This window comes from Lentzea sp. NBRC 105346, from assembly GCF_030269605.1.
Classification (GTDB): domain Bacteria; phylum Actinomycetota; class Actinomycetes; order Mycobacteriales; family Pseudonocardiaceae; genus Lentzea.
Map to the genome: position 1 here is coordinate 146,501 of NZ_BSTQ01000008.1, position 23,329 is coordinate 169,829.

The 23,329-nt window shown below is 70.5% G+C and carries 23 protein-coding genes; 9 read left to right on the forward strand and 14 right to left on the reverse strand.

Annotation, left to right across the window (positions count from 1 at the left end):
- Positions 1-114: 114 nt before the first annotated feature.
- From QSK35_RS18935 to QSK35_RS18950, 4 genes are all read left to right on the forward strand, one after another.
- Positions 115-240: a keywimysin-related RiPP gene (locus QSK35_RS18935; RefSeq protein ID WP_285747892.1), complete on the forward strand. Its 126-nt coding sequence runs from the start codon at positions 115-117 to the stop codon at positions 238-240.
- Positions 240-2,006, forward strand: coding sequence for an asparagine synthase-related protein (locus QSK35_RS18940; protein ID WP_285747894.1), 1,767 nt, complete (start codon positions 240-242; stop codon positions 2,004-2,006). Before QSK35_RS18935 ends, QSK35_RS18940 begins: the two co-directional genes overlap by 1 nt.
- Positions 1,984-2,238 carry a lasso peptide biosynthesis PqqD family chaperone gene (locus QSK35_RS18945; RefSeq protein ID WP_285747896.1) on the forward strand — a complete coding sequence of 85 codons (255 nt, stop codon included), beginning with the start codon at positions 1,984-1,986 and terminating at the stop codon, positions 2,236-2,238. The genes QSK35_RS18940 and QSK35_RS18945 overlap by 23 nt, the downstream gene beginning before the upstream one ends.
- 186 nt (positions 2,239-2,424) lie before the next feature.
- Positions 2,425-2,823, forward strand: coding sequence for a lasso peptide biosynthesis B2 protein (locus tag QSK35_RS18950; RefSeq protein WP_285747897.1), 399 nt, complete (start codon positions 2,425-2,427; stop codon positions 2,821-2,823).
- Here QSK35_RS18950 and QSK35_RS18955 read toward each other — a convergent pair.
- From QSK35_RS18955 to QSK35_RS18965, 3 genes are read right to left on the reverse strand one after another with little or no spacing between them, the layout of a single operon-like run.
- On the reverse strand, positions 2,820-3,710 hold the full coding sequence (locus QSK35_RS18955) for a decaprenyl-phosphate phosphoribosyltransferase (protein WP_285747899.1): 891 nt from the start codon (positions 3,708-3,710) through the stop codon (positions 2,820-2,822). The genes QSK35_RS18950 and QSK35_RS18955 overlap by 4 nt on opposite strands.
- Positions 3,707-4,213: a phosphatase PAP2 family protein gene (locus QSK35_RS18960; RefSeq protein WP_285747901.1), complete on the reverse strand. Its 507-nt coding sequence runs from the start codon at positions 4,211-4,213 to the stop codon at positions 3,707-3,709. The genes QSK35_RS18955 and QSK35_RS18960 overlap by 4 nt, the downstream gene beginning before the upstream one ends.
- Positions 4,210-6,849, reverse strand: a complete 2,640-nt coding sequence (locus QSK35_RS18965; protein WP_285747903.1) for an arabinosyltransferase domain-containing protein — start codon at positions 6,847-6,849, stop codon at positions 4,210-4,212. Before QSK35_RS18965 ends, QSK35_RS18960 begins: the two co-directional genes overlap by 4 nt.
- Positions 6,850-7,088: 239 nt before the next feature.
- Between QSK35_RS18965 and QSK35_RS18970 the strand changes: the two genes are divergently transcribed.
- Positions 7,089-8,240, forward strand: a complete 1,152-nt coding sequence (locus QSK35_RS18970; RefSeq protein ID WP_285747904.1) for a hypothetical protein — start codon at positions 7,089-7,091, stop codon at positions 8,238-8,240.
- The gene (locus QSK35_RS18975; RefSeq protein ID WP_285747906.1) at positions 8,213-9,331 is read left to right on the forward strand and encodes a glycosyltransferase family 4 protein; all 1,119 of its coding nucleotides are present in this window, start codon (positions 8,213-8,215) and stop codon (positions 9,329-9,331) included. The genes QSK35_RS18970 and QSK35_RS18975 overlap by 28 nt, the downstream gene beginning before the upstream one ends.
- On the opposite strand, the gene QSK35_RS18980 is transcribed toward QSK35_RS18975, so the two are convergent.
- From QSK35_RS18980 to QSK35_RS18995, 4 genes are all read right to left on the reverse strand, one after another.
- Complete coding sequence (locus QSK35_RS18980) at positions 9,294-9,434, reverse strand: hypothetical protein (protein WP_285747907.1); 141 nt, start codon at positions 9,432-9,434, stop codon at positions 9,294-9,296. The two genes, QSK35_RS18975 and QSK35_RS18980, sit on opposite strands and share 38 nt — an antisense overlap.
- Complete coding sequence (locus QSK35_RS18985) at positions 9,422-10,756, reverse strand: sensor histidine kinase (RefSeq protein ID WP_285747909.1); 1,335 nt, start codon at positions 10,754-10,756, stop codon at positions 9,422-9,424. Before QSK35_RS18985 ends, QSK35_RS18980 begins: the two co-directional genes overlap by 13 nt.
- Positions 10,753-11,430, reverse strand: a complete 678-nt coding sequence (locus QSK35_RS18990; protein ID WP_285747911.1) for a response regulator — start codon at positions 11,428-11,430, stop codon at positions 10,753-10,755. Before QSK35_RS18990 ends, QSK35_RS18985 begins: the two co-directional genes overlap by 4 nt.
- Before the next feature lie 119 nt (positions 11,431-11,549).
- Positions 11,550-12,686, reverse strand: coding sequence for a beta-1,3-glucanase family protein (locus QSK35_RS18995; RefSeq protein ID WP_285747913.1), 1,137 nt, complete (start codon positions 12,684-12,686; stop codon positions 11,550-11,552).
- Positions 12,687-12,779: 93 nt separating this feature from the next.
- Here QSK35_RS18995 and QSK35_RS19000 point away from each other — a divergent pair, with 93 nt between their 5' ends.
- On the forward strand, positions 12,780-13,793 hold the full coding sequence (locus QSK35_RS19000) for a glucose 1-dehydrogenase (protein ID WP_285747915.1): 1,014 nt from the start codon (positions 12,780-12,782) through the stop codon (positions 13,791-13,793).
- Between the two features lie 264 nt (positions 13,794-14,057).
- Here QSK35_RS19000 and xylA read toward each other — a convergent pair whose 3' ends face one another.
- From xylA to QSK35_RS19035, 7 genes are all read right to left on the reverse strand, one after another.
- A complete protein-coding gene (gene xylA / locus QSK35_RS19005; protein ID WP_285747917.1) occupies positions 14,058-15,215 on the reverse strand; it encodes a xylose isomerase in 1,158 nt (385 codons plus the stop codon).
- Positions 15,216-15,268: 53 nt separating this feature from the next.
- Positions 15,269-17,593 carry a glycoside hydrolase family 65 protein gene (locus tag QSK35_RS19010; RefSeq protein ID WP_285747919.1) on the reverse strand — a complete coding sequence of 775 codons (2,325 nt, stop codon included), beginning with the start codon at positions 17,591-17,593 and terminating at the stop codon, positions 15,269-15,271.
- Positions 17,590-18,264 carry an HAD family hydrolase gene (locus QSK35_RS19015; protein ID WP_285747922.1) on the reverse strand — a complete coding sequence of 225 codons (675 nt, stop codon included), beginning with the start codon at positions 18,262-18,264 and terminating at the stop codon, positions 17,590-17,592. Before QSK35_RS19015 ends, QSK35_RS19010 begins: the two co-directional genes overlap by 4 nt.
- 25 nt (positions 18,265-18,289) lie before the next feature.
- Positions 18,290-19,210 (reverse strand): sigma-70 family RNA polymerase sigma factor, encoded by a 921-nt coding sequence (locus tag QSK35_RS19020; protein WP_285747924.1) that lies wholly within the window; start codon positions 19,208-19,210, stop codon positions 18,290-18,292.
- Entirely contained in the window at positions 19,207-20,106 is a 900-nt protein-coding gene (locus QSK35_RS19025) for a PfkB family carbohydrate kinase (RefSeq protein ID WP_285747925.1), read from the reverse strand. Before QSK35_RS19025 ends, QSK35_RS19020 begins: the two co-directional genes overlap by 4 nt.
- A gap of 19 nt (positions 20,107-20,125) precedes the next feature.
- Complete coding sequence (locus tag QSK35_RS19030) at positions 20,126-20,674, reverse strand: GNAT family N-acetyltransferase (protein ID WP_285747926.1); 549 nt, start codon at positions 20,672-20,674, stop codon at positions 20,126-20,128.
- Between the two features lie 70 nt (positions 20,675-20,744).
- A complete protein-coding gene (locus QSK35_RS19035) occupies positions 20,745-21,446 on the reverse strand; it encodes a VIT1/CCC1 transporter family protein (protein ID WP_285747927.1) in 702 nt (233 codons plus the stop codon).
- Between the two features lie 23 nt (positions 21,447-21,469).
- On the opposite strand from QSK35_RS19035, the gene QSK35_RS19040 reads away from it, so the two are divergent.
- Entirely contained in the window at positions 21,470-22,426 is a 957-nt protein-coding gene (locus QSK35_RS19040; protein ID WP_285747928.1) for a zinc-binding alcohol dehydrogenase family protein, read from the forward strand.
- A gap of 96 nt (positions 22,427-22,522) precedes the next feature.
- Positions 22,523-23,155, forward strand: a complete 633-nt coding sequence (locus tag QSK35_RS19045; protein ID WP_285747929.1) for a hypothetical protein — start codon at positions 22,523-22,525, stop codon at positions 23,153-23,155.
- Positions 23,156-23,329: the final 174 nt, after the last annotated feature.

Genomic DNA, 23,329 nt, shown 5'->3' on the forward strand with positions numbered 1-23,329 from the left:
TCGTTACGTATTGGGTCAATTGATACGTAATCCGGATCACGTTCTGTCGGTTGTGAATCGAAAGGCAAATACGGTCGTCGCCTGCCGCCCCATTCCCGTGAAAGGACACGTTTGATGGAGCAGTTGGAGCCGACCGTGTACGAGCCGCCGATGATGGTGGAGGCCGGCGAGTTCGCCGAGCAGACCCACGGCAACGGATGGTTGTTCACCGACGCGGGCGCGGGCATCGCGAAGTTCTGATGCGCGACACGCGGTGCGGGCGGAGCTGGTTCGTGGTCCTGCCGGATCACGAATCGGCTTCGGCCGTCTCCCTGAACGCCTGCCGGCGGGTGGCGCATCCGTCGGGGCGGCCGTGGCTGCTGGGGTGCTGGGACGACGACTTCGTGCTGAGCGTGACCGGACGGCGTGCGGTCGCGGTGATCGGCACCTCGTCGGTCACGCCGGACGAGCTGGCGCGGTGCGATCTCGACGCGGTGCTGACCGGCAGCGCCCACGTCGTGGCGAGCATCGACGGACGGGTGCGTGTGCAGGGCACGGTGTCCGGCGTGCGGCGGGTGTTCCACACGCGGTTGAACGGCATGACCGTCGCCTCGGACACGGCCGGCGTGCTGGCCTCGTTGACGGGAGCGCCGCTCGACGACGAGTGGGCGGCGACGCGGCTGCTCTACCCCGCGCTGCCGCACCCGGTCCATCGGATCGCGCCGTGGCGCGGCGTCGAGACCGTGCCCGAGGACTGTTACCTGACGCTGGACGACGCCCGCGTGACGCGACGATGGTCGCCTCCGGCGCCGGAGCTGGGCCTGCGCGAGGGCGCGGCCGGACTCCGTGACGCGTTGCTCGCCGCGGTCGCGACGCGCGTGCGGCCGGGCGAGCCGGTGGCCGCGGATCTCTCGGGCGGCATGGACTCGACGTCGATCTGCTTCGCCGCGGCGCAGGCGGGCGCTCGGTTGGTGACCGTGACCCTCGACTGGGGCAGCGGCGGAACGGAGGATGCGCGACACGCCGATCTGGCGGCGACAGCGTTCGGCAATGTCGAACGGATCGTGCGACGCACCGACGATCTGCCCGCGTTCTTCGACGATGTCGGCTCGCGTTCGACATTGCCCGACCACACCCTGCCGCTGGTCCGCGAACGCGCGCAGCAACGCGTCATCGCGCGCGAGCTGAGGGCGCGTGGCGCGCGGGTGCTCCTGCGCGGGCACGGCGGCGACCATGTCGTGATGGCGCCGTCGAGCTACGTGCACACGTTGCTGCGCCGCGAGCCCCTGACCGCGTTGCGCCACATCCGCGCGTTCCGCGCGCTCGAACGCTGGCCGCTGCTGCCGACGCTCAAGTCGTTGTGGGACAACAGTTCCTACAGTTCCTGGCTGGCCGGCACCGCGGAGCGGCTCACCACTCCGTTCCGGACGAACGCACTGTCGATGGAGGACTGGGGCTTCCCGGTGCTGCTGCCGCCGTGGGCGACCCCGGCGGCGGCCGAGCTGGTCCGGGACGTCATCCGGCGCGCGGCCTCGGTGGCCGAGGAGCTGGCGCCGGGCCGGGGCCAGCACGGTGCGGTGTTCCACGCGCGCAACGCGGGCCAGCTCGCGGCGCAGGTCGAACAGGGGCATGGGATGGCGGTCGCGGCGCCGTTCTGCGACGACCGGGTGATCGAGGCGTGCCTGGCCGTGCGGCTGCCGGACCGCAGCAATCCGTGGCAGTTCAAGCCGTTGCTGGCCGAGGCCATGCGCGGCCTGGTGCCCGACGCCGTGCTCGCCCGGCGTACCAAGGACAACACCAACGCCCAGTGGCACGACGGGCTGCGTCGCAACCGTGCCGCGCTGGCAGCGCTCGTCGACGAGTCACCGCTGGCCGAACGCGGTCTCGTGGACCGGTCTGTGCTGCGGCGGGCCGTGCTCAGCCCCGAGCTGGCCCGTGTTCCGCCGCCGGCGTTGGAGAACACGATCGCCTGTGACGTCTGGTTGCGGGACCTGGAGGGAAGTCATGTCCGTTCGCCTGCGTGCTGATGTGTCCACAACGGACACCGACAACGGGGCGGTGTTGCTGGACCTGCGAAGCGGCCGTTACTGGCAGCTCAATCCGTCGGCCGCGATGGTGTTGCGGGCGCTGCTCGACGGCGGTGTGGAGGACGCGGTGCGGCGGCTGACCGAGGCTTATGCGGTGCCGGTGGAGCGGGCTCGCGACGACGCGGGTGCGTTGCTGGACCAGTTGGTCCGGGCGGGGTTGGTGGTGTCGTGAGGCAGGCGGTGGAGCGGTTCGCGCGCCCGGCGTTGCGCAGTCGGCCCGTGGGGGCAGCGGTGCGTGCGAAGCTGGTGGTGTCGTGAGGCAGACGCTCGAACGGTCGGCCCGCCCACCGCTGCGCCGCCGCCCCGCGGTCCACCTCGCCGTGTGGACCGCCCTGCTGCTCGCGAAGCTGGTGGTGTCGTGAGGCAGACGCTCGAACGGTCGGCCCGCCCACCGCTGCGCCGCCGCCCCGCGGTCCACCTCGCCGTGTGGACCGCCCTGCTGCTCGCAAAGCTCCCGCCGCGCCGCATCGTCACCGTCTTGTCCGTGGTCCGGCGCGGCGCCGCTCCGGCGGGATATGACGACGCGTTGCTGGCGCGCAACGATGTCGTCGGCGTGAGCGTGCGGTGCGCCGGCCGGTACTGCTTGCCGCGTGCCATCGCGACGGCGTTGCTGTGCCGCATGCGCGGGGTCTGGCCGACGTGGCGGGTGGGCGTGCACACCGCGCCGTTCGCCGCCCACTCGTGGGTGGAGGCGGAGGGCCGGGCCGTGGACGAGCCCTACCCGGACGGTCACTTCAGCCCGATCCTGAGCGTCTAGGCGTAGACGGCCAGTGCGACCGTGGCGACCCAGAGGAGGCCGAGGAGCTGCAGGACGCGGTCGGAGCGGGCGACGTCGTCCGGGGCGCCCGCCTTGCCGCTGTCCACGTCGACCGCGTAGCGCAGCACGGCGATGACGAACGGGATCATCGACAGCGCCGCCCACGGACTGCCGGTGCGCTGGCCGAGCTCGAACGCCCACAGGCCGTACGTCATGTTCATGACGGCCGCGGAGGTGGCCCACACGAACCGCAGGTAGGTCTCGGAGTACTTGGTCAGCGACTGCCGGATCGCGGCGCCCGTCGCCTGGAACAGCTTGATCTCCGCGTACCGCTTGCCCGCCACGATGAACAGTGAGCCGAACGCGGTCACCAGCAGGAACCACTGCGACGGAGAGATGTCCGCGCCGAGACCGCCCGCGATGCACCGCAGCAGGAAGCCGGACGCCACCACGCACAACTCCAGTACCGGCTGGTGCTTCAGCCCGAAGCAGTAGCCGAGCTGCACCGCCAGGTAGACCAGCATGAGCACCAGCAGCTTCCACCCGGCCACCGCGCCGATGCCGAGTGCCGCCACCATCAGCCCACCGGCCGTGGCGTACGCGAGTGGGACGGACACGACGCCCGCGGCGATCGGCCGGTCGCGTTTCTTCGGGTGCGCGCGGTCGGCCTCGACGTCCTTGGCGTCGTTGACCAGGTACACCGCCGAGGCCGCGCAGCAGAACGCGGCGAACGCCAGTCCCGCGGACCGGAGCACCACGGCCTCGGCGATCCGGGTCGACGCGAACGGGGTCGCGAGCACCAGCACGTTCTTCGTCCACTGGTGCGGCCGCGCGGTGCGGATCAGTCCACGAAGGACGGACGGAGGTGGTGCGGTCGCAACGGTCATTCGTGCTCTCCGAACACCAGGCGGCGCACGCCGCGGGCGATGACGGCGCCGAGGACGGCACCGGCGAGGACGTCGGTCGGGTAGTGCACGCCCAGCACGAGCCGGCTGAGCACCATGGGCGGTACGAGCATCGGTACCAGCGGACGGTTGGTGAGCGCGCCGTACGCGACCGCCGCCGTGGTGGTCGAGGTCGCGTGGGAGGACGGGAAGCTCAGCGCGCTCGGCGTGCCGGCCAGCACCCGCACGTCCGGGTGGTGCGGGCGTCTGCGGCGCACCACGCGTTTCACCACGACGGACGCCGCGTGCGCCGCGAAGACCGACGTCGCCGCGACCGTCCACTCCGGACGGCGCTGGCGGTCGAGTGCGGCACCGGCGATGCCGAGCACGAGCCAGCCCGCGCTGTGTTCGCCGAAGAAGGACAGGGCCCGTGCGGCCCGCACGACGGCCGGTGTCGCGAGGGCTGTCTGCACCGCGACGAGTGCCGCTGCTTCCCGGTCGCTCATCGCATGGCCTCCCAGCCGAACAACGTCGTGCTGCCGCGGCTGATCGAGTAGTCGACGGCGTACCGGGGCGTCGTCCGGTACACCTGGATCGGGTAGGCGCCGGGCTGGTCGCGCAGCCGGGCGGGCAGTGCGGTGATCTCGTGCGACGTCAGCACATCGCCGAACAGCGCGCCGCGCACGGGCGCCCACGTCGCGTCGCTGACGCCGAGCAGCGGCGTGTCACCCCATTGCACGGCATAGGTGACCGGCTCGATCACGCCGTCGCGCACGGCCGGCTGCCGTTGGCACGGGAACAGGAACGCGTGCTGCCACGCCACCGCCACCGCCGCGTCGCGCGGCAGGAAGTCCCGCAGCCGCAGGTATCTCTGTGCCGCCGGAGGGGACGCGTCACCGGTGAGCCGCACGGCCGTGGCGTCCGCCGGAGCCGGTGGCAGCACGAGGGTTCGCCGCACGACGCTGTCGGCGTCATCGGTGAGCCTGCCGCTGCCGACGACCCGCCCGGACCCGGTGGCGTACTCGTAGGTGACCGAGGGCCTGCCGGACACGACGGTCGCGATCGGGGTGTCGCGCAGCACGAACCAGCCGTCCCGCAACGGGGACAGCGTCCCGTCGGGCACGAGCACCTCGACGCCGTCGGCGGCGGCACAACGCCGGGCCAGCGGGTCCTGCACCGACGCGGCCCACGGCGACCACGTGTCGAGCGTGCGCACGGTCGCGATCGCGAAACCGCCCACCAGGTAGGCGATGTTGACGCCGAAGAACAGCACGATCACGACGGGCAACGCGATCAGCGAGTCCTTGCGGCGCCGGTACAGCACGTACGCCACGATTCCGATCAGCAGCAGCCACCAGTACGGCTTGTCGAGCTTGAGGAGCCAGAGGTGCGGCGGCTGGGCGACCTGCGGCAGCCCGAGGTGCCACGAGTACGGCCACCGGTTGGCGCCGTGCGCCGCGAGCCCGAGCATCGCGATCACGCTCAGCACCCCGCCGGTCAGCACCGCCGCGGGCACGCGCGGCGCCAGCGACCGCGCCAGCGGGACCACCGACAGCAGCATCAGGGCGAGGAACACCGAGCCGATCCCGGCGAGGCTGCCGAAGTGGTGCGTCCACTTGCTCGGCGTGAACCACAGCAGGAAGAACGCGAACAGCGTGGACCAGCCGGCCAGCGCGAGCCGTGGCGGCACCGCGATGCGGCGGGCCCGCAACGCGGTGAACAGCACGACGAACCAGACCATCGCGGCCACGCACACCAGCACCGGCGCGCGTTTGGCGTAGTTCGCCATCGCGTCGTTCTGGTTCAGCAGGAACATCCACCGGGCGAACTCCGTGTACCAGGACTCCGAGCCGGCGAGCTTCTTGAAGATCTCCTGTGCGTGCAGGAAGTCCCGCAGGCTGCCGTCGGCGAACGCGAGCAGCATGGCGACGGCGCCGGGCGACAGCACGGCGAGCACGCGGGCCACGACGGTGCGCCATCCGGCGTCACGGGACAGCAGCCGCCACGCGAACGGAAGCCCGGCGAGCAACGGCGCGAGCGTCGTGAAACCCGTGGGGTGCGCGAAGAACCCGATGCCCGCGATGCCCACCGCGAGACCGAGGAACGTCAGCCGCTGCCGTTCGACCGCCGCCGTGACGGCCAGCAACGTCAGCAGGCCGCACATCGTCACGACGCCTTCGGGACGCACGCCCATGTCGAGCGGCAGCCACCACGCGAGGAACGCCGCGCCGAGCGCGATCCCGGCGAACCGGCGGCGCGTCACGTACCGCCGGGCGGCGAACCACGTCACCAGGCCGAAGAGCAGCGCGGGGATCCGTAACACGACCGGCGCGAACCCGAAGACCTGCCACTTGGCGAGGAAGTAGTAGAACCAGGAGAACGGCGTGAAGCCCTGGTTGAGGATCTGGTAGTAGTTGCCGACATACCCCTCGAACGGCACGTTCTTCGCCATCGCGCTGTAGTAGCCGTCGTCGTCGGACATCGGGGCCAGGAACACCCACAGCAGCATGATCGCGGGCACGACGAGGTCGGCCGGGCCGAGCCGTTGCCGGAGCGAGACGCGGGGCCGTTCCAGCAGCACCAGGCAGCCGAACGCGGTGACCGCCGCCAGCGCGAGCAGCACCATCAGCACGATCTTGAGCGGTGACGGCGAGGTGTCGAACTGGTCGTCGACCCGGATCCGCACGGACAGGTCCGGGTTGGCGAGGCTCGTCAGCGACGTCGCGAGCACGTGCACGTCCGGCAGTGCGCCGCGGCCCACCTCGGTGCCGTTGCGCAGCACCGACAGTCCATTGTGGTCGCCACGCAGCCGGTACACGCAGTCACCGGGCGGGATCGGCTCGTCCAGGATCCCGTTGATGGTCAACCGGTCGCCCTGCGCGCGCACGACGAGACCGCGTTGCGTGGCGTCCGGAGCGCCGGAGTCGATCGTCGCGAACACGATGCCACCGGCCGCCTGCGCGGCACGCGCGGTGCCGCAGCCGAACTCCGCCTCCATCCCGAGTGGCCGGTAGGCGCTCAGCGCGAGCATGGTCGACCGTGGTGCGGACGCGTTGGCGGGCCAGCTGACCGTCGGGTCGTTGACCGTCACCGGCGCCAGCGGCAGCAGTGCGGAGAGCAGCAGCGTGAGTGCTCCGGCCACGGTCGCGACGGTGAGCAGCCGTGGTCGGGCCGGTGCGGGGGTCGCCGCGGCAACGACAGGGGGGATCGCTTGAGTTGTGGTCACGCGCCGGGTGTCCTCGGGGTGGCAGGGTTGCGAGGCGTTGAAGCTAATGAGCCCCCGTTACGCCCGCGCCCGCATTTGCTACGTCTTCGTTGCCAACCCCGGAATGCGGTTACGAGCAGGAAAAACGCGCAGGCCCGGCGGATATCGTGCCGCCCATGTTCCGTGCGCTCGGCTTCGTCGGTGTGTGCATCGTCCTGTCCGGACTGCTCGTCAACGCACACCTGGCCGTCGTCGCGCGCGCCGTCTCACCGGCCGAGTACGCGGACTTCGGGGCGTTCTGGTCGATCGCCCTGCTCGTCGGTTTCGGTGCTTTCCTGCCGGTGGAACAGGAGCTGGCCCGGCTCGGGCCGGGGAAGGCGTTGCGGTCGGCGGCGGTTGTCGCGCTCGCGGTGGCCGCGGCCGAGGCACTGCCGGCGCTGGCCGTGTCACCGGTGCTGGTCGTGTTGTGCTTCGTGTCAGCGGGGCAGTTCCTCGTGCGCGGCGCGCTGATCGGCAGCGGGCGGCTGAGGTGGCACGGCACGCTGCTGGTCGCCGACACGGCGTTGCGCGTCGTGTTCGCGCTGGTCGTGGCTTCGCTGGGCGCAACGACGAGCGTGCCGTTCGAGTGGACCCTGGTCGCGGCGATCGCGCTCGCCCATTTGCCACTACTTCCCGGAATCCTGCGGCGCGGTGGCGCCGAGGTTCCGCCGCGGGCGTTCGGCAAGGCCGTGGCGCCACTGCTGGTGGGTTCGGTCTGTGCACAGCTGCTGCTCAACGGCATTCCCGCGCTCACCGCGGCGATCGCGACCGACCGCGCCGAAGCGGGTGTGTTCCTGGCGGCGTTCCTGCTCGCGCGCGTGCCGTTGTTCGTGGCCGTGCCGCTGCAGACGGCGCTGCTGCCCGCCTTGAAAGGCAACGAGGTCACGGCCGTCGTGCGCTGCGCGGTCGCGCTGGCGGCGGCGGCCGTCCTGGGAGTGGTTGCCGCGGTCACCGTCGGGCCGTGGCTCGTCCGGCTGGTCTTCGGGCCCGGTTATGTCGTGTCCACTGTGGACATGGCTCTCATGGTGCTCGGTGTCGTCGCCCACCTCGGCCTGATCGTCACGACCCAGGCGCTGGTGGCGCGCGCGTTGCACAACCGCGTCGCGTGGTGCTGGCTCGCGGGCGTGGCCACCGCGCTCGTCGCGTTCGCGGCCGTTCCGGATCTGTTGCTGCGCGCGGAGATCGCGTTCCTCACCGGTTCGCTGGCGGGCTGGCTCGCCGGCGTCCGGTTGCTCATCACCCCACGACAGGAGAGCGAACTGTGCTCGACGACCTCGTCATCGCCCTGACCTACTACACGCCGTACGTGTCGGGGCTGACCAACTTCGCGCGCGACGTCGCGGAGGGACTCGCCGCGCGCGGCAAGCGCGTCCGCGTGGTCACCACGAGGCATGACCCGTCGCTGCCGCACGACGAGACGATCAACGGCGTGCGGGTCAGCCGGGCGCCGGTGCTCGCGAGGCTGGGCAAGGGCGTGATCAGCCCGGCCTTCCCGGCGCTGGTCCGAGAGGCGTCGGCGAACGCGCGCGTGCTGAACCTCCACCTGCCGATGCTCGAGGCCGGTCTGGTCGCGGGCCTGGCGAAGTGCCCGATCGTCGTGACCTACCACTGCGACGTCAGCCTGCCGCCGGGACTGGTGAACGACGTGCAGCGCCGGGCGATCGACGCGTCGAGCCGCGCGGCCATGCGCCGCGCGGACGTGGTCGCGGTGACCAGCGAGGACTACGCCAACCACAGCCGGCTGTGGTCGTCGATCGCGCCGCGCGTGGCGACCGTGCCGCCGCCCTGCCGTCCGGTGCCCGCCGGCGCGCCCCGGTTCCGTGACGGCGACGGGCTGCACGTCGGTTTCCTCGGCCGCATCGTCGAGGAGAAGGGCGTCGAGCATCTGGTCGACGGTTTCCGCGCGCTGGGCGACCCGGACGCGCGGCTGCTCATCGGCGGCGACTTCGGTGCCGTCGCGGGCGGCAGCGTGATCGACCGGGTGCGACAGCACGTCGACGGCGACCCGCGGATCAAGCTGCTCGGGTTCGTGCCCGACGACGACCTCGGCGACTTCTACGCGTCGCTCGACGTGTTCGCGCTGCCGTCGGTGAACGCGTTCGAGGCGTTCGGCATCGTCCAGGTGGTCGCGATGCTCGCCGGGGTCCCGGTGCTGGCCAGCGACCTGCCCGGCGTGCGGATCCCGGTGCGGGAGACGGGGTTCGGCAGGCTCGTGCGGCCCGGTGACGCCGCGGGCATCGCGTCGGCGCTGCGGGAACTGCGGGACCACCCGCCCGCGGACACCGGCCTGGCGGCCGCCAAGTTCAGTGTCCCGGCCGTCCTCGACGCCTACGAGGCCCTGTTCACGGCAAGGTCGGCAGCGGGCACGGCCGTTCGCTGATCTTGGGCAGCGTCGGCGCGACGGAATGGCTGACCGGCACGGGCTCGTCCTGAGGTTCGACACCGCAGGCGGTCAGCACCAGCACCAGGATCATCCAGCGCACGGCAGCTCCACCACGAACTGAGCGCCGATCGGGCACCGGTCCTGCACCCACACGCGGCCGCCGTGCCGTTTGACGTGCTCGGACACCAGCGCGAGACCGAGCCCGCTGCCCGAGTCGCCGCCACGGGTGCCGCGCGCGAACCGCTCGAAGATGCGTTCGCGCAGCTCGGGCGGCACGCCGGGGCCCGCGTCGTCGACCTCCAGGCGCACGCAGTCCGCCGCGCGGGTGACGGCGAGGCGGACCGGGCCGCCCGCATGGCGTTCGGCATTGTCGAGCAGGTTTGTCAGCACGCGGTCCAAGCGGCGGCGGTCGGCCAGCACGACGACCGGCGATTCGGCGACCTCGATCGGGACCTCGGCCAGCTGCGGGCGGGTCGCGACCACGTTGCGCACCAACGCGCCCAGGTCGACCTCCTCACACAGCCGCTCGTCGGTCTGGTCGTCGCGCGAGATCTCCAGCAGGTCCACGACCATGCGGGCGAATCTGTCCACTTCGGACGTCAGCAGCGTGAGCGCCTGCCCGGCCGGGCCCGGCAGGAGCGACAGCCTGCGACGCAACACCTCGCCCGCGTTCACCATCGTCGTCAAGGGCGAGCGCAGCTCGTGCGACACGTCGCTGGCGAACCGCGAGTCGCGCAGCACGCGTTGCTCCAGCTCGGCGACGGTCGAGTTGAACTTCTCCGCCAGCGCCTTGAGATCCGGGTCGCCCTGCGCGGGCAGCCGGGCCTGCAGGTCGCCGGACGCGATGCGGCGGGCCGCGGCGTTGAGTTCGCTCAACGGCCGCAGTGCGCGCTTGCTCGCCCACGACCCCATCAGCGCGCCGAGTACCGCGCTCGCGATCGTCCCGGTGATCAGCAGGCCGCTGATGTACTGGAACGTGCGATCCAGTTGCTCCAACGGGAACAGCTCGACGTACACCGCGTTGGCGACCGGCATCGTCACCGCGATCATCGGCAGGTCGTTCACGATGATCCGCTGCCGCGCAGATACGCCGCGCCGGCCCATGTCCAGCAGGGAGTCCGGCAGCGCGCCCGCGTCCACCGGCCGTCCCGCGGTGAGCAGTTTTCCCGGTCGCAGCACGAGAATGCTCGAGTCCGGGCCCGTGGTGAGGCCGGTGAGCAGCTCGTCGAGACCACCGGAGTCGAGCGACTTCTCCACCAGCCGCACGTTCACCTCGGCCTGCCGCACCGCGCTGCCTTCGCGTTGGCGCAACATGTATCCGGACGCGAGGTTCCACGTCGCGATCGCGAGGACGCTGGTCACCAGCAGCGTGCCGAACCCGAGGATCAGCGCGACCCGCCAGTGCAGCGACAGCCTCCTCACGTGTGGATCCGGTAGCCGGAGCCGCGCACGGTGAGGACGACCGCGGGATCGTCCGGGTTGGGCTCGATCTTGCGGCGCAACCGCCGGATGTGCACGTCCAGCAGGCGCGTGTCGCCGAAGTAGTCGTAGCCCCACACGCGTTGCAGCAGCTGTTCGCGCGACACGATGCGGCCGTGCGCGCCGGCGAGCTCGACCAGCAGGCGGAACTCGGTGCGCGTCAGGTGGACCTCGGATCCGCCGCGGTGCACGAGCCCTTCCTGCGGCCGGATGACGATGTCCCCGACTCTCAGTGTGTCGCCGACCCGGCCCGGCCCGCGTCTGCGGAGCAACGCCCGGATGCGCGCGGCCAGCACGCTGGCCATGAGTGGTTTGGTCACGTAGTCGTCCGCGCCGGCCTCGAGACCGGAGATCACGTCGTGCGCGTCGGTGCGGGCGGTGACGACGATGATCGGCAGGTCGCCGCGCGAACGCAGGGTGCGGCACACGTCCAGGCCGTCCACACCGGGGAGTCCGAGGTCGAGCAGCACCACGTCGAAGGTCTCGGCGTCGAGTCTTCGCAACGCGAGTTCACCGGAGGCCGCGTCCTCGACGTCGAACCCCTCGTCGCCCAGTGCCAGACCCAGGGCCTGCCGGATGCGCTCGTCGTCCTCCACGAGCAAGATCCGCACCTGCATGGTCGCCGACTCCACTGTGTGAAAGCCGCGGCGACGGCATTCACACAGTGGTGGTCGGGACCATCAAAATCAAGACTGCAATTGGTTTAGCAGACGTGAGGAACACTCATCCCGTTGGCTCAGAACGAAGTGAGGGTCACCCTCGCCGAACGCGGGTTCGGGTCATGTACCAGGGACTCGAAGTGTCCGACATCGTCGAACGCGAACCCGTACGCCTTGCCGTCCACCATGTTCGAATGAATGATCTTCGAGTAGTGGTTGGTGATCGACCGGGTGTAGAACTGGGACGCGTTCGTCGTCGGCTGGGTGTGCAGATAGCCCAGCGTGGACCGGTTGAGCGCCGCGCACAGCGACCGCGAGATCGCGCCGACGTCGTTGTTCGGCGCGGCCAGCCGCCCGTCGCAGTTGAACACGTCGCGCGTGGACGGCTGCTGGAACGACGCCACGAACCCGCCTGAAGCGTTGTTGCAGTTCAGCACGCCGCCGCTGGTGCGGCAGGTGAACCGGTTCGTGGGCTGGTTCTCGTACGGCACCACGGTCAGGGTCTGCGCGCCGTACGTCGACCAGGCGCTCGACACGTAGCCGCTGTAGTAGCTGCCGCTGAAGAGTCCGGCGTCGATGCCCTTGCTCGGGTTGAGCACGCGCAATCGGTTGTACACCAGGCGGGCCCAGTCGCCGCCGAGCGCCAGGTGCTGGTCGAAGATCCGGTTGCGGCCGCCCGCGACGAGCTGGCCGGTGCGCTTGACCGTGCCGTTGCTCGCGGTGACCTCGACCGCGTGCGGAACGCTGAACATGTCCACCTGGGAGCTGTTCAGCCAGAGGCCGCCATTGTCGTACGTGAACTCGCTCCAGTCGAACAGGATGTCGCGGTTCGGGTCGCCGGGCGCCCACGGCGCGGGTTGCACCAGGCCGCCGGGCACCAGGAAGAACTTGATCTTCTGGCCGAACGACATCCACAGCCGGCCGCCGGCGAGGCCGAGCGGGATCTGCAGGGTCCGGCTGCCCCCGTTGCCGGGGCCGGGTATGGAGACGTCCGGCGCGGGGCTCGGCGGGATGGAGCCGCCGGACCACGCGGTGAACTGGCCGTTCGCGTTGACGTAGCCGAGTCGCCCGTTCATCACACCGGTCACGTACAGGTACACCGCGTCGCCGCGGCCCGAGCTGTTCTGGACGGTCAGCGGCAACAGGCTCGGCGCTGCTTGCGCAGGCGCGGATAACCCGGTCAGCGCCAGCACCAGGGCCAGGATGATGCGCACAGGTTCTCTCCTCACAGGGCAGGGGTCAGTGTGAGAGCGCTCTCATCGTCGGTGCGATTGCCGTCATGTGTCAATGGGGTGAACATTCGGATCATGCGCGCGCTGACGGTCGACCTCGGGGCAGCGGACTCGCTGTCGCTCGACGAACTGCCGGACCCGGAGCCGAAGGAGGGTGAGCTGCTGGTCAAGGGCATCGCGGTGGGCATCTGCGGCACCGACCGCGAGATCGTCCGCGGCGAGTTCGGCACCGGCGGCAGGCTGGTGATCGGTCACGAGTCGCTCGGGCGCGTGCTGCGGGCCGCGCCGGGGTTCGAGGTCGGCGACTACGTGACCGGCGTGGTGCGCCGGCCCGATCCCGAGCCCTGCGGGCCGTGCGCGCAGGGGTTGTTCGACATGTGCCGCAACGGGAAGTACACCGAGCGCGGCATCACCGGTATCGACGGGTACGCGAGCGAACTGTGGATTCTTTCCCCGGAGTACGCGATCGTGCTCGATCCTCGCTTGCACGACGTGGGCGTGCTGGTCGAGCCGACTTCGGTCGTGGTGAAGGCGTGGGAGCAGATCTTCCGGATCGGCGCGCGCAGCTGGTTCGAACCCGCACGCGTCCTGGTGACGGGCGCGGGCCCGATCGGTCTGCTGGCCGCGATGATCGGCGTGCACCGGGAGCTGGAGGTGCATGTGTTCGACACTGTCGAACGCGGTTCGAAACCGGACCTGGTCGAACGGCTCGGCGCGACCTACCACCGCTCGGTTCCCCTCGATCTGAAGCCTGACGTGATCATCGAGGCGACCGGGTCGCCGCGGGTGGCGTTCGACATGGTCGAACGGGTGGCGCGCAACGGGATCGTCTGCTTCACCGGCGTTCCGTCACCCGAGCTGCTCGCGATCGACGGCGGCCGGCTGAACCGCGAGATGGTGCTGGGCAACGTGGTCGCGTTCGGCACGGTCAACTCGAACGCGCACCACTACCGGGGCGCCGCGGAGATCCTGGCGCGGGTCGACCTCGCGTGGCTGGAAGGGCTGATCACCAGACAGGTGCCGCTCGAGCGCTACGCCGAGGCGTTCGCGCCCGAGCCGGACGACGTGAAGGTCGTGATCACCCTCTGACCGGGCAGCCTGCGGGCGTGAACTGAGGACTCACCGGGCCTGAACCGAGGACTCGCCGGGGCTGATTGAGGACTCGCCAGGGTTGAAGGGGCGACACGCGGTGGTTGAAGGGGCGACTCGCGGTGGTTGAAGGGGCGACTCGCGGTGGTTGAAGGGGCGAATCGCGGGGGTTGAAGGGGCGACACGCGCGTTTGTTGACGCCACCGCGCGTGTCCTCGCTTCAGCGCCCGCGAGTCGCCCGTTCAGTACCCCTGAGTTGTCCGGTCAGCGGGTGCCGAACAGGTGGTCCAGGGCCAGCTGGTCCAGCCGTTCGTAGTGCATGCCCCGCAGAGCGGCCTGCTCGACGTCGAAGTCGTCCCCGGCCAGCGACGCGAGCGTCTCGCCGGCGTCGAGCGTCGGGATCCGCAGATCGTCCACACGGGATGCGCGCAACGCCTCCTGGACCTCGGGATCCGCGCGGAACGCCGACGCCCGCTCCCGGAAGATCAGGTAGTTGCGCATGCAGGCCTGCGCGGACGCCCAGACCCCGGAGTAGTCCTCGGTGCGCGCGGGCTTGAAGTCGAAGTGCCGCGGACCGGTGTACCCCTGCGTCTCGAGCAGGTCGACGAGGAAGAACGCGGTCTTCACGTCACCGTTGCCGAACCGCAGGTCCTGGTCGTAGCGCGGCCCGTTCTGCCCGTTGAGGTCGATGTGGAAGAGCTTGTCCTGCCACAACGCCTGCGCCACGCCGTGCACCATCGACAGCCCGGCCATCTGCTCGTGCCCGACCTCGGGGTTGAGCCCGACCCGCGCCGGCTCCTCCAGCTGCGTGATGAACCCGAGCGCGTGCCCGATGGTCGGCAGCAGGATGTCGCCGCGCGGCTCGTTCGGCTTGGGCTCCAGCGCGAACCGGATGTCGTAGCCCTGCTCGCGCACGTAGCCGCAGAGCAGGTTCAACGCCTCGGCGTACCGGTCGAGCGCGGCGCCCACGTCCTTCGCGGCCGGCGACTCGGCGCCCTCGCGGCCACCCCACAGCACGTAGGTGGACGCGCCCAGCTGCGCGGCGAGGTCGAGGTTGCGGAGCGTCTTGCGCAGCGCGTAGCGGCGGACGTCGCGGTCGTTCGAGGTGAACGCGCCGTCCTTGAACACCGGGTGGGTGAACAGGTTCGTCGTCGCCATCGGCACGCACAGGCCGGTCGCGTCGAGCGCTTTGCGGAAGGCGGTGACGCGCTGGTCACGTTCCGCGTCGGCGGCGCCGAACGGGATCAGGTCGTCGTCGTGGAAGCTGATGCCCCAGGCGCCGAGCTCGGCGAGCCGCTCGACCGCCTCGGTGGCCTCCAGCGGTTCACGGGTGGGCGCGCCGAACGGGTCGGCGCCGCGCCAGCCCACGGTCCACAGGCCGAAGCTGAACCGGTCTTCGGGGCGGGGTGTGTAGTCGGCCATGCCCCTCACTCAACTGCTCTGAGCGGAGCTTTGCAAGCTTGGATCGCACCTGGTCAGCGGCGCCGCGGATCACGACCGGCCGGCTGGGCGGGCCGGGGGAGCGACGGCGCGGGCGGAATGGGCATCGTGACCGGAGCGTCCGGTTTGACCTTGATCGGCTCACCGTGGTGGCGCAGCTCCAGCGCGTCACCGGAGACGATCTCGTACGTGGCGTCCTCGCGCCGCACCGAGACGCGGAACCTGGTACCGCGGAAGCACATCCGGAAGGTGAACTCCGTCAGCGGCAACGGCAGCCGCGGCGCGAACGCCAGCCCGGAGTGGTCGCGCATCCCGCCGAACCCGGCCACGAGCGCCGTCCACGCACCGGCCAGCGAGGCCATGTGTAGTCCATTGTGGACGTTGTCGTGCAGGTCGTGCAGGTCGGTGAACGCGGCCTCCAGCAGGTAGTCGTAAGCCAGCTCCAGGTGGCCGACCTCGGCCGCGAGCACCGCCTGCGTGCCCGCGGACAACGACGAGTCGCGCACGGTCAGCGCCTCGTAGTAGGCGAAGTTGCGCGCCTTCTCGTCGGGTGTGAACACGTCACCGCGAACGTGCATCGCGAGCACCAGGTCCGCCTGCTTCACCACCTGCTTGCGGTACAGGTCGAAGTACGGGTAGTTGAGCAGCAGCGGGTAGTTGTCCTCGGGCGTGTTCTCGAAGTCCCACACCGCGTGCCGGGTGAAGTTCTCCGACTGCGGGTGCACCTCGAGCAGCTCGTCATACGGGATCGCCATGTGTTCCGCGGCCGACCGCCACGCGTCGAGCTCGTCGGGCGTGACCTCCAGTTGCGACGCCACGGCCGGGTGCTGCTCGCACGCCGCCACGGCCCCGAGGAAGTTCCGTTGCGCGATCAGGTTCGTGTAGACGTTGTTGTCCACGATCGCCGAGTACTCGTCCGGGCCGGTGACGCCGTCGATGCGGAACCCGTTGTGCCGGTCGTGATGGCCGAGCGACGTCCACAGCCGGGCGGTCTCCACCAGCAGCTCGGCGCCGCATGTCGCCTCGAAGTCCCGGTCGTCGGTCGCCGTCACGTACTGCGAGACCGCGAATGCGACGTCGCCGGACACGTGGAACGCCGCCGTCCCGGCGGGCCAGTAGGCCGAACATTCCGCGCCGTTGATCGACCGCCAGGGGAACGCCGCGCCCTGAAGGCCGAGCACCCGCGCGCGTTCGCGTGCTTTGTCCAAAGTGGAATGACGCCAGCGCAGGGCGTCGCGGGCCGCCTCGGGCAGCGTGTAGGTGAGCACGGGCAGCACGAACATCTCCGTGTCCCAGAAGGCATGCCCGTCATAGCCCGGCCCGGTCAGGCCCTTGCCGGGAATCGCGCGGGTCTCACCGCGGGCACCGGCCTGCAGCACGTGGAACAACGCGAACCGCACCGCCTGCTGCAGTTCGTCGTCACCCTCCAGCGAGATGTCCGCGACCTCCCAGAAGTCGTCGAGGAACTCGCGCTGCTCGGCCAGCAGACCCTCCCATCCGGTCTGCAGCGCGCCCGCCAGGGCCGCCTCGACCTGCGCGCGCAACGCGGGCGTCGAGCGTTGCGCCGACCAGCCGTAGCCGAGGAACTTCGTCATCCGCAGGCACGTCCCGGCGGGCACGTCGACCGCGGCGGTGAACCGGGCGAGGTCGGCCTCGGCGCTGATCGAGCAGTTCAGGCCCTCCGGGGTGTCCAGGACGTGGTCCATCGCCGCGGCCATCCGCAGGCCCGAACGCCGGGTGTGGTGCGCCAGGACCGCACGGGTGCCCTCGGCGACGTAGAAGTCGGACAGCAGCGGCGCGTCCAGTGCCGCCGCGACACGCGGGTCGTTGGTCTGCTGCGCGATCGGCTCGTTGGCGAGCAGGTCCGACTGCACGACGAGCTGCAGGTCGTCGGCCGGCTCGACCTCGTAGTGGATCGCCGCGACCGCGCGTTGCGTGAACGACACGATCCGTTCGCTGCGCACGGTCACGACGCGGCCGGTCGGCGACTCCCACACCGTGCGCCTGCGCAGCGTCCCGGTGCGGAAGTCCAGCGTGCGCTCGTGTTCCAGCGCCTGGCCGTACCGCATGTCGAGCGGTTCGTCCTCGACGAGCAGCCGGACGATCTTGCCGTCGGTGACGTTGACGATCGTCTGCCCGGCCTCCGGGTAGCCGTAGCCCGCTTCGCCGTAGGGCAGGTCGTGCTCCTCGTAGAAGCCGTTGAGGTACGTGCCCGGCAGGCCGCGCGGCTCGCCCTCGTCGAGGGTGCCGCGCATGCCGATGTGGCCGTTGGACAACGCGAACGTCGACTCCGTGCGGCGCAGCTGGTCCACCGCCAGCCCGTGCCAGCGCAGCTGCCACGGCTCGATCTGGTAGCTCATAGCAACTCCGCCAGGTCCGCGACGACGACGTCCGCGCCGGCGTTCTTCAGTTCGTCGCGGCCGGCGCCGCGGTCGACGCCGACGACGAACCCGAACGCGCCGTCGTGCCCGGCCCGGACACCGGCGAGGGCGTCCTCGAACACCGCCGCGTGCTCCGGCGTCACCCCGAGTTCCTTGGCGCCCTTGAGGAACGAGTCCGGTGCGGGTTTGCCCTTGAGGTTGTCGCGGACGATCACGTTGCCGTCCACCAGCGCCCGCACGAACCGGTCGAGGCCGGACACACCCAGCACGCGCGTCGCGTTCGCCGACGAGGTCACCACGCCGATAGGCAGCCCGGCCTGTTCCGCGGCCTCCAGGTAGCGCAGCGAGCCTGGATACGGGGTGACACCGCGTTCGGCGATGATCTGGTCGATCAACGCGTTCTTGCGGTCGCCGACCTCGTGCACCGTCTCCTCGGTGGGTTGCAGGCCACGCGATTCGAGGTAGGTGCGGACGCCTTCGTAGCGCGGCCGCCCGTCGACGTAGTTCAGGTAGTCCGACTCGGTGAACGGTTCGCCGAGGTAGGCCTCGAACGTCTTCTTCCAGGCCTCGCGGTGCAGCACCGCGGTGCTGGTGAGCACGCCGTCGAGGTCGAACAGCAGCGCAGTGATCTTGTCCGGCAGTCCGAGCATGACCTCCATCATCGACCAACCCGGCTCAGCCCGCCCAGGCGAGCAGCGACCCATGGCGCACGGGGTTGCGCAGGTCGTCCATCGCCCGGCGTTCCAGCTGACGGATCCGTTCCCTGGTCAGGCCCAGGTGGTCGGCGATCTCCTGGAGCGTGTGCTCGCGTCCGTCGGACAGCCCGTACCGCATTGTGACGATCATCGCTTCGCGCGGCGGCAGCGTGTCGACGAGCGCGCGCAGCTCCGCCTTGAACTGCTGGTCCTCCACGAGATCGGACGCCGCGGGCGCACCGGGATCGCCGACCAGGTCGCCCAGCCGCGTGTCCTCCTCCGAACCGACGGGCGTGTCGAGGCTGACCGCGTCGCGCGTGATGTGGCGCAGCTCCATGACCTTGCCGACGCTCATCCGCGCCCGGTCGGCGATCTCCTGCGGCGTCGGCTCGTGGTCCAGTTCGGCCCGCAGCTCGCGGGTCGCCTTGTCCAGCCGGGTGAGCTCCTCGGTGACGTGCACCGGCAGGCGGATCGTGCGGGAGTGCGTGGCGATCCCGCGTTCGATCGACTGCCGGATCCACCACGTCGCGTACGTGGAGAACTTGTAGCCCTTGGTGTAGTCGAACTTCTCCACCGCGCGGATCAGGCCCAGGTTGCCCTCCTGGATCAGGTCGAGCAGCGGCAGGCCACGCCGCAGGTGCTTCTTCGCGACGGAGACGACCAGTCGCAGGTTCGCGCGCACCATGTGGTCCTTGGCGCGGACGCCGTCGTCGGCGATCGCCCGCAGCTCGGGCCGCGGGTCGTCGCGGCCGAGCAGGACGGTCGCGTAGACACCGGCTTCGATGCGCTTGGAGAGTTCGACTTCCTGCTCCCCGCTGAGCAGCGGCGTCTTCGCGATCTGCGCGAGGTACTGGCGGACCAGGTCTCCTTCAGGCTCGTACGGTTCGGCGCGGGAGGTCATGCACTGGGCGTACCCGAGATCGCGTCCGGTGAACCGAGGTCCGGGCGTCCGCCGAGGCGCCCGACGGTGACGCCGGCCGCCGCGACGGCCTGCCGCGCCGCCGTTTCCGGGCTCTCACCGCGCAGCAACGCGCGGGTCAGTGCCGCGACGAACGCGTCGCCCGCGCCCGTGGTGTCGACGACCGGCTCGTCGCCGTGCGGGACGGTGAGCACCTGATCGTCCCAGGCGAACACGTTGCCGATCTCCTCCACGGCCACCGCGGCGAACCCCGGTCCGCGTTTGAGCAGCTCACGTGCCGCACGTGCACCGGACTTCTCGTCGGTGATCCGGATACCGGTGAAGAGCTCGCCCTCCCGATGGTCGACGCGCACGACGTCGGCCAGGTCGAGGATCGACTCGTCGTCGCTCACCCCGTCCAGCACGACCTTCGCGCCGCCCTGCCGGGCGATCGCGGCCGCCCGTTTCGCCGCGGCCGCGGGTTGCTGCAGCTGGATCACGACGGCGTCGGCCTGGCCGATCACGGGCCGGGCGGCCTCGACGTCGCCCTCGGTCAGCAGCGTCGCGTCCGGGATGTCCTCCAGATAGTGCCAGCCCTCGTCGGACACGAGGTCGACGATCAGTGCCGTGGTAACGCGCTCGCGGCGGATCACCGGGGTGGTGTCGATGCCGTCCGCGCCCGCCCTGGCGAGCACTCGTTCACCCGCGAGGTCGTCGCCGACGACGCCCAGCAGCGCCACCGGGACACCGAGCTGGGCGAGGCCCACGGCGATGTTGGCGCCCTTGCCGCCCAACGTCTCCCGGCGTTCGCGGACCGGCGCGGCGGTGCCCTTGTCCGGAATCCGCGCGACTTGCAGGACGAGGTCCCTGGCGATCTGGCCCAGCACGGTGACGTACATGCCGCTGGCGTACCCGGTTTCAGCCCTCGCGCCACATCGGCCACAGTGGCGGGCCGTCCGGCAGGTGATACGGCTCGCCCAGCACGCGGTAACCGCTTGCCTCGTAGAACCTGACGTTGCCGGGTGTGCTCGCCTCGAGGAAGGCGCTCAGTCCCTTGGCGTCGAGGATCGCGTGGTGGTGGTCCAGCAGCGCCCTGCCGAGCCCATGGCCCTGGTGATCGGGATGGACCGCGATGAACGCCAGGTGGTGGTGCTGGTCGTGGTCCGGGTGGTGCGCGGCGAACGTGTCGTCCATCAGCCGGAACCGCGCGGCCGGCGCGTAGTCGTCCGGCAGTGGCACCGGGCGTTCGCGGTGGAACCACACGGCGGCGGCCCGAGTGTCGATCAGGTCGACGTGTCCGTGTTTGAGCGCGTGGGTGGTCCACATGGCGAAGTTGGCTCTGATGAGCGCCGGCCGTTCGCCGGCGTCGCCGACCAACCAGACCGACGGCGGCAGGTCGGCGAAGGCGCTGGTGATCAGGTCCGCAACACGACCGACGTCGTCGGCGGTCGCACTGGTGATGTGCATGTTCGGTGCCTACACCCCGGACGAGTCCAGGCGAGCCGGATTAAGCGAAAGGTGCATTCACTTTCTCGGTTCACACGGCCTGACCGACCAGAGAACCGATTCCGTAGGTGACCCCCATGGCGATGAGGCCGCCCACGATGTTGCGCACGACCGCCCGTGTGCGCGGCGCGCCGCTGAACCGCGCGCTGATCGCGCCGGTGAGCGCCAGCGTGAGCACCGCGGCCACGACGGTGATCGGGACCCGCAGCGAGACCGGGGACAGCACGATCGCCACGAGCGGCAGGAGGGCGCCGATCGTGAAGCTGATGAAGCTGGCGATCGCGGCGCCCCACGGGTTCGTCAGCTCCTCCGGGTCGATGCCCAGCTCGGCGTCGGCGTGCGCGGCGAGCGCGTCGTGCTCGGTGAGCTGGGTGGCGACCTCGCGGGCCGTCTCCTCGGTCAGGCCCTTGTCCCGGTAGATCTCGGTGAGCTCCGCGAGCTCCTCCTCGGGCATCTCCTTCAGCTCGCGCTTCTCCTGCGCGAGCAACGCCTTCTCGGCGTCGCGCTGGCTCGACACGCTCACGTACTCGCCGGACGCCATGGACATCGCGCCCGCGAACAGCCCGGCGAGTCCCGCGACGACGATCTGCGACAGCGCCGTGGTGGCGCCGGCGACGCCCACGACGAGGCTCGCGGTCGACACGATGCCGTCGTTCGCGCCCAGGACGCCCGCGCGCAGCCAGTTCATCCGGTCGCCGCTGACTTCCTCGTGTGGCTCCTCGTGTGCGGTCATCGGATCAGCGTAGGTTCACGGCCATGCTCGCGTGGCGTACCGCGCCGTTGGAGGCGTGCACCGTCGAGGTCCCCTCGCCCGGACCCGGCGAACTGCTGGTGCGCGTGCTCGCCTCCGGGGTGTGCCGGACGGACCTGCACGTTGTGGACGGTGACCTGCCGGTCCACCGTCCTCGCGTGACGCCCGGCCACGAGGTGGTCGGTTCCGTGGTCGTCGGTTCCTCGGCCTTTCCGGTCGGTACACGGGTGGGAATTCCGTGGCTGCGGCACACCTGTGGTTCGTGCCGGTTCTGCTCGCGTGGCGCGGAGAACCTCTGTCCGTCCTCGGAGTACACGGGATGGGACGCCGACGGCGGATATGCCGAGTACGCCATCGTTCCCGTCGCCTATGCGCTGCCGTTGCCGTCCGGGTATTCCGATGTGGAGCTGGCACCTTTGTTGTGCGCGGGGATCATCGGATACCGCGCGTTGGAACGCGCTCTCGTGCCGCCCGGTGGCACCCTCGGGATCTGGGGTTTCGGCGGGTCCGCGCACCTCGCCGCCCAGGTGGCCATCGCGCGCGGGATTTCCGTTCACGTCGTCACGCGTTCGGTCGAGGCTCAGTCTCTCGCGTTGTCTCTCGGCGCTACCTCGGCTTCTTCTTCCGCCCCGTCCGGGTTGGATTCCGCGATCTTGTTCGCGCCGGTCGGATCTTTGGTGCCGCAGTGCCTGGCCGCTTTGGCACCGGGCGGGACGTTGGCGATCGCCGGTATTCACCTGACCGACGTGCCGCCGCTGGTCTATCAAGATCACCTGTTTTACGAACGACAGGTTCGCTCGGTCACGGCGAATACGCGGGCGGACGCGCACGCGTTCCTGTCGTTCGCCGCTTCCTGCCGTTTGGAAGTCTCGTGCGTCGAGTACCCGCTCGCCTCGGCTATGTCGGCTCTGGACGACCTTCGAGCGGGTCGCGTGCGTGGCGCAGCGGTACTCGTTCCCTGAGTTTCCGCAGGTCAGGGGGTCTGTTTTCAGTTTTTGTCAGACCCCCGTGGCACCATCTCGAACAGATGTTCGTTCTGCCTTTGAGATGGAGTGGAAATGCGACTGGACCCCCGCAAGTGGCCCGGCCGGGTGGTACCCGAGACAGACCGCGAAATCGACGCGGCCGTGTCCTCCTTCTGCTCGCGCGCGTCGTGGGCGGATGCGGCCCTCGCCCGCATCCGTGTCGTCCTGGTCCCGTGGTTCGCGGCCGGCTGGTGCGTCGATGCTTTGTTGCAGGCCGTCGACACCCGGCCGGACGGTTCGCGCCAGGGCCGGCCGCGCGGCCGAGACCAGGTGGCGCACGAGTTTCTGCACGCCAGGCTGCGTGCCTGGTCCGGCGACGGGTCGGGGTTCGCGCGGCCGCCCTTACCGGGGATGACGCTGGGGCAGTGGTGGCGGGTGAACCGGCGCAACGCGTCCCTCAACGCCCCTCGGTCCGGGACCGCGTCGGCTTCGGTGCGTTCTGCCGCTGCCTCGGCGGCTCGGGCGCACCTGCGGGATCCGGTGGAGCGGTGCCGGGAGAAGGGGCGGCGGCGGCAGGAGGTGCTGGACAGTCTCCTGGTGCCTGGGTTGCGTACGCCGACGTTCGAGGACGCCTGGCGGCTGCTGGCGGAGTTTCCGCTGCCTACGCAGCGGGTGTGCAGTCACTGTGGGCACGTGGCGCGGGAGGTGGTGCGGTCGGCGGCGTGAGTGGCCGGTGGGCGCGTGGCCCGGACGGTCGAGCCCTGTGGCCGGCGCACCACGCGAGCGTGTCCGTGGCGCTGTCGCTGCCGGGGTAGGCAGGCCGCGCGGCCGCCCTTACCGGGAATTCCCTGGGGCAGCGTGGCGGGTGAATCGGCGCAACGCGTCCCTCAACGCTCCTGG

Excerpts from the sequence above, each read along its gene's own strand:
- QSK35_RS19045 (WP_285747929.1), top strand. The coding sequence starts at position 22,523 with ATGCGACTGGACCCCCGCAAGTGGCCCGGCCGGGTGGTACCCGAGACA.
- QSK35_RS18960 (WP_285747901.1), bottom strand. The coding sequence starts at position 4,213 with ATGAGCGACCGGGAAGCAGCGGCACTCGTCGCGGTGCAGACAGCCCTC.
- QSK35_RS19030 (WP_285747926.1), bottom strand. The coding sequence starts at position 20,674 with ATGCACATCACCAGTGCGACCGCCGACGACGTCGGTCGTGTTGCGGAC.
- QSK35_RS18935 (WP_285747892.1), top strand. The coding sequence starts at position 115 with ATGGAGCAGTTGGAGCCGACCGTGTACGAGCCGCCGATGATGGTGGAG.
- QSK35_RS18940 (WP_285747894.1), top strand. The coding sequence starts at position 240 with ATGCGCGACACGCGGTGCGGGCGGAGCTGGTTCGTGGTCCTGCCGGAT.
- QSK35_RS18945 (WP_285747896.1), top strand. The coding sequence starts at position 1,984 with ATGTCCGTTCGCCTGCGTGCTGATGTGTCCACAACGGACACCGACAAC.
- QSK35_RS18990 (WP_285747911.1), bottom strand. The coding sequence starts at position 11,430 with ATGCAGGTGCGGATCTTGCTCGTGGAGGACGACGAGCGCATCCGGCAG.
- QSK35_RS19020 (WP_285747924.1), bottom strand. The coding sequence starts at position 19,210 with ATGACCTCCCGCGCCGAACCGTACGAGCCTGAAGGAGACCTGGTCCGC.
- QSK35_RS19040 (WP_285747928.1), top strand. The coding sequence starts at position 21,470 with ATGCTCGCGTGGCGTACCGCGCCGTTGGAGGCGTGCACCGTCGAGGTC.
- xylA (WP_285747917.1), bottom strand. The coding sequence starts at position 15,215 with ATGGCCGACTACACACCCCGCCCCGAAGACCGGTTCAGCTTCGGCCTG.
- QSK35_RS19025 (WP_285747925.1), bottom strand. The coding sequence starts at position 20,106 with ATGTACGTCACCGTGCTGGGCCAGATCGCCAGGGACCTCGTCCTGCAA.
- QSK35_RS19015 (WP_285747922.1), bottom strand. The coding sequence starts at position 18,264 with ATGCTCGGACTGCCGGACAAGATCACTGCGCTGCTGTTCGACCTCGAC.
- QSK35_RS19010 (WP_285747919.1), bottom strand. The coding sequence starts at position 17,593 with ATGAGCTACCAGATCGAGCCGTGGCAGCTGCGCTGGCACGGGCTGGCG.
- QSK35_RS18970 (WP_285747904.1), top strand. The coding sequence starts at position 7,089 with ATGTTCCGTGCGCTCGGCTTCGTCGGTGTGTGCATCGTCCTGTCCGGA.
- QSK35_RS19035 (WP_285747927.1), bottom strand. The coding sequence starts at position 21,446 with ATGACCGCACACGAGGAGCCACACGAGGAAGTCAGCGGCGACCGGATG.
- QSK35_RS18955 (WP_285747899.1), bottom strand. The coding sequence starts at position 3,710 with ATGACCGTTGCGACCGCACCACCTCCGTCCGTCCTTCGTGGACTGATC.
- QSK35_RS19000 (WP_285747915.1), top strand. The coding sequence starts at position 12,780 with ATGCGCGCGCTGACGGTCGACCTCGGGGCAGCGGACTCGCTGTCGCTC.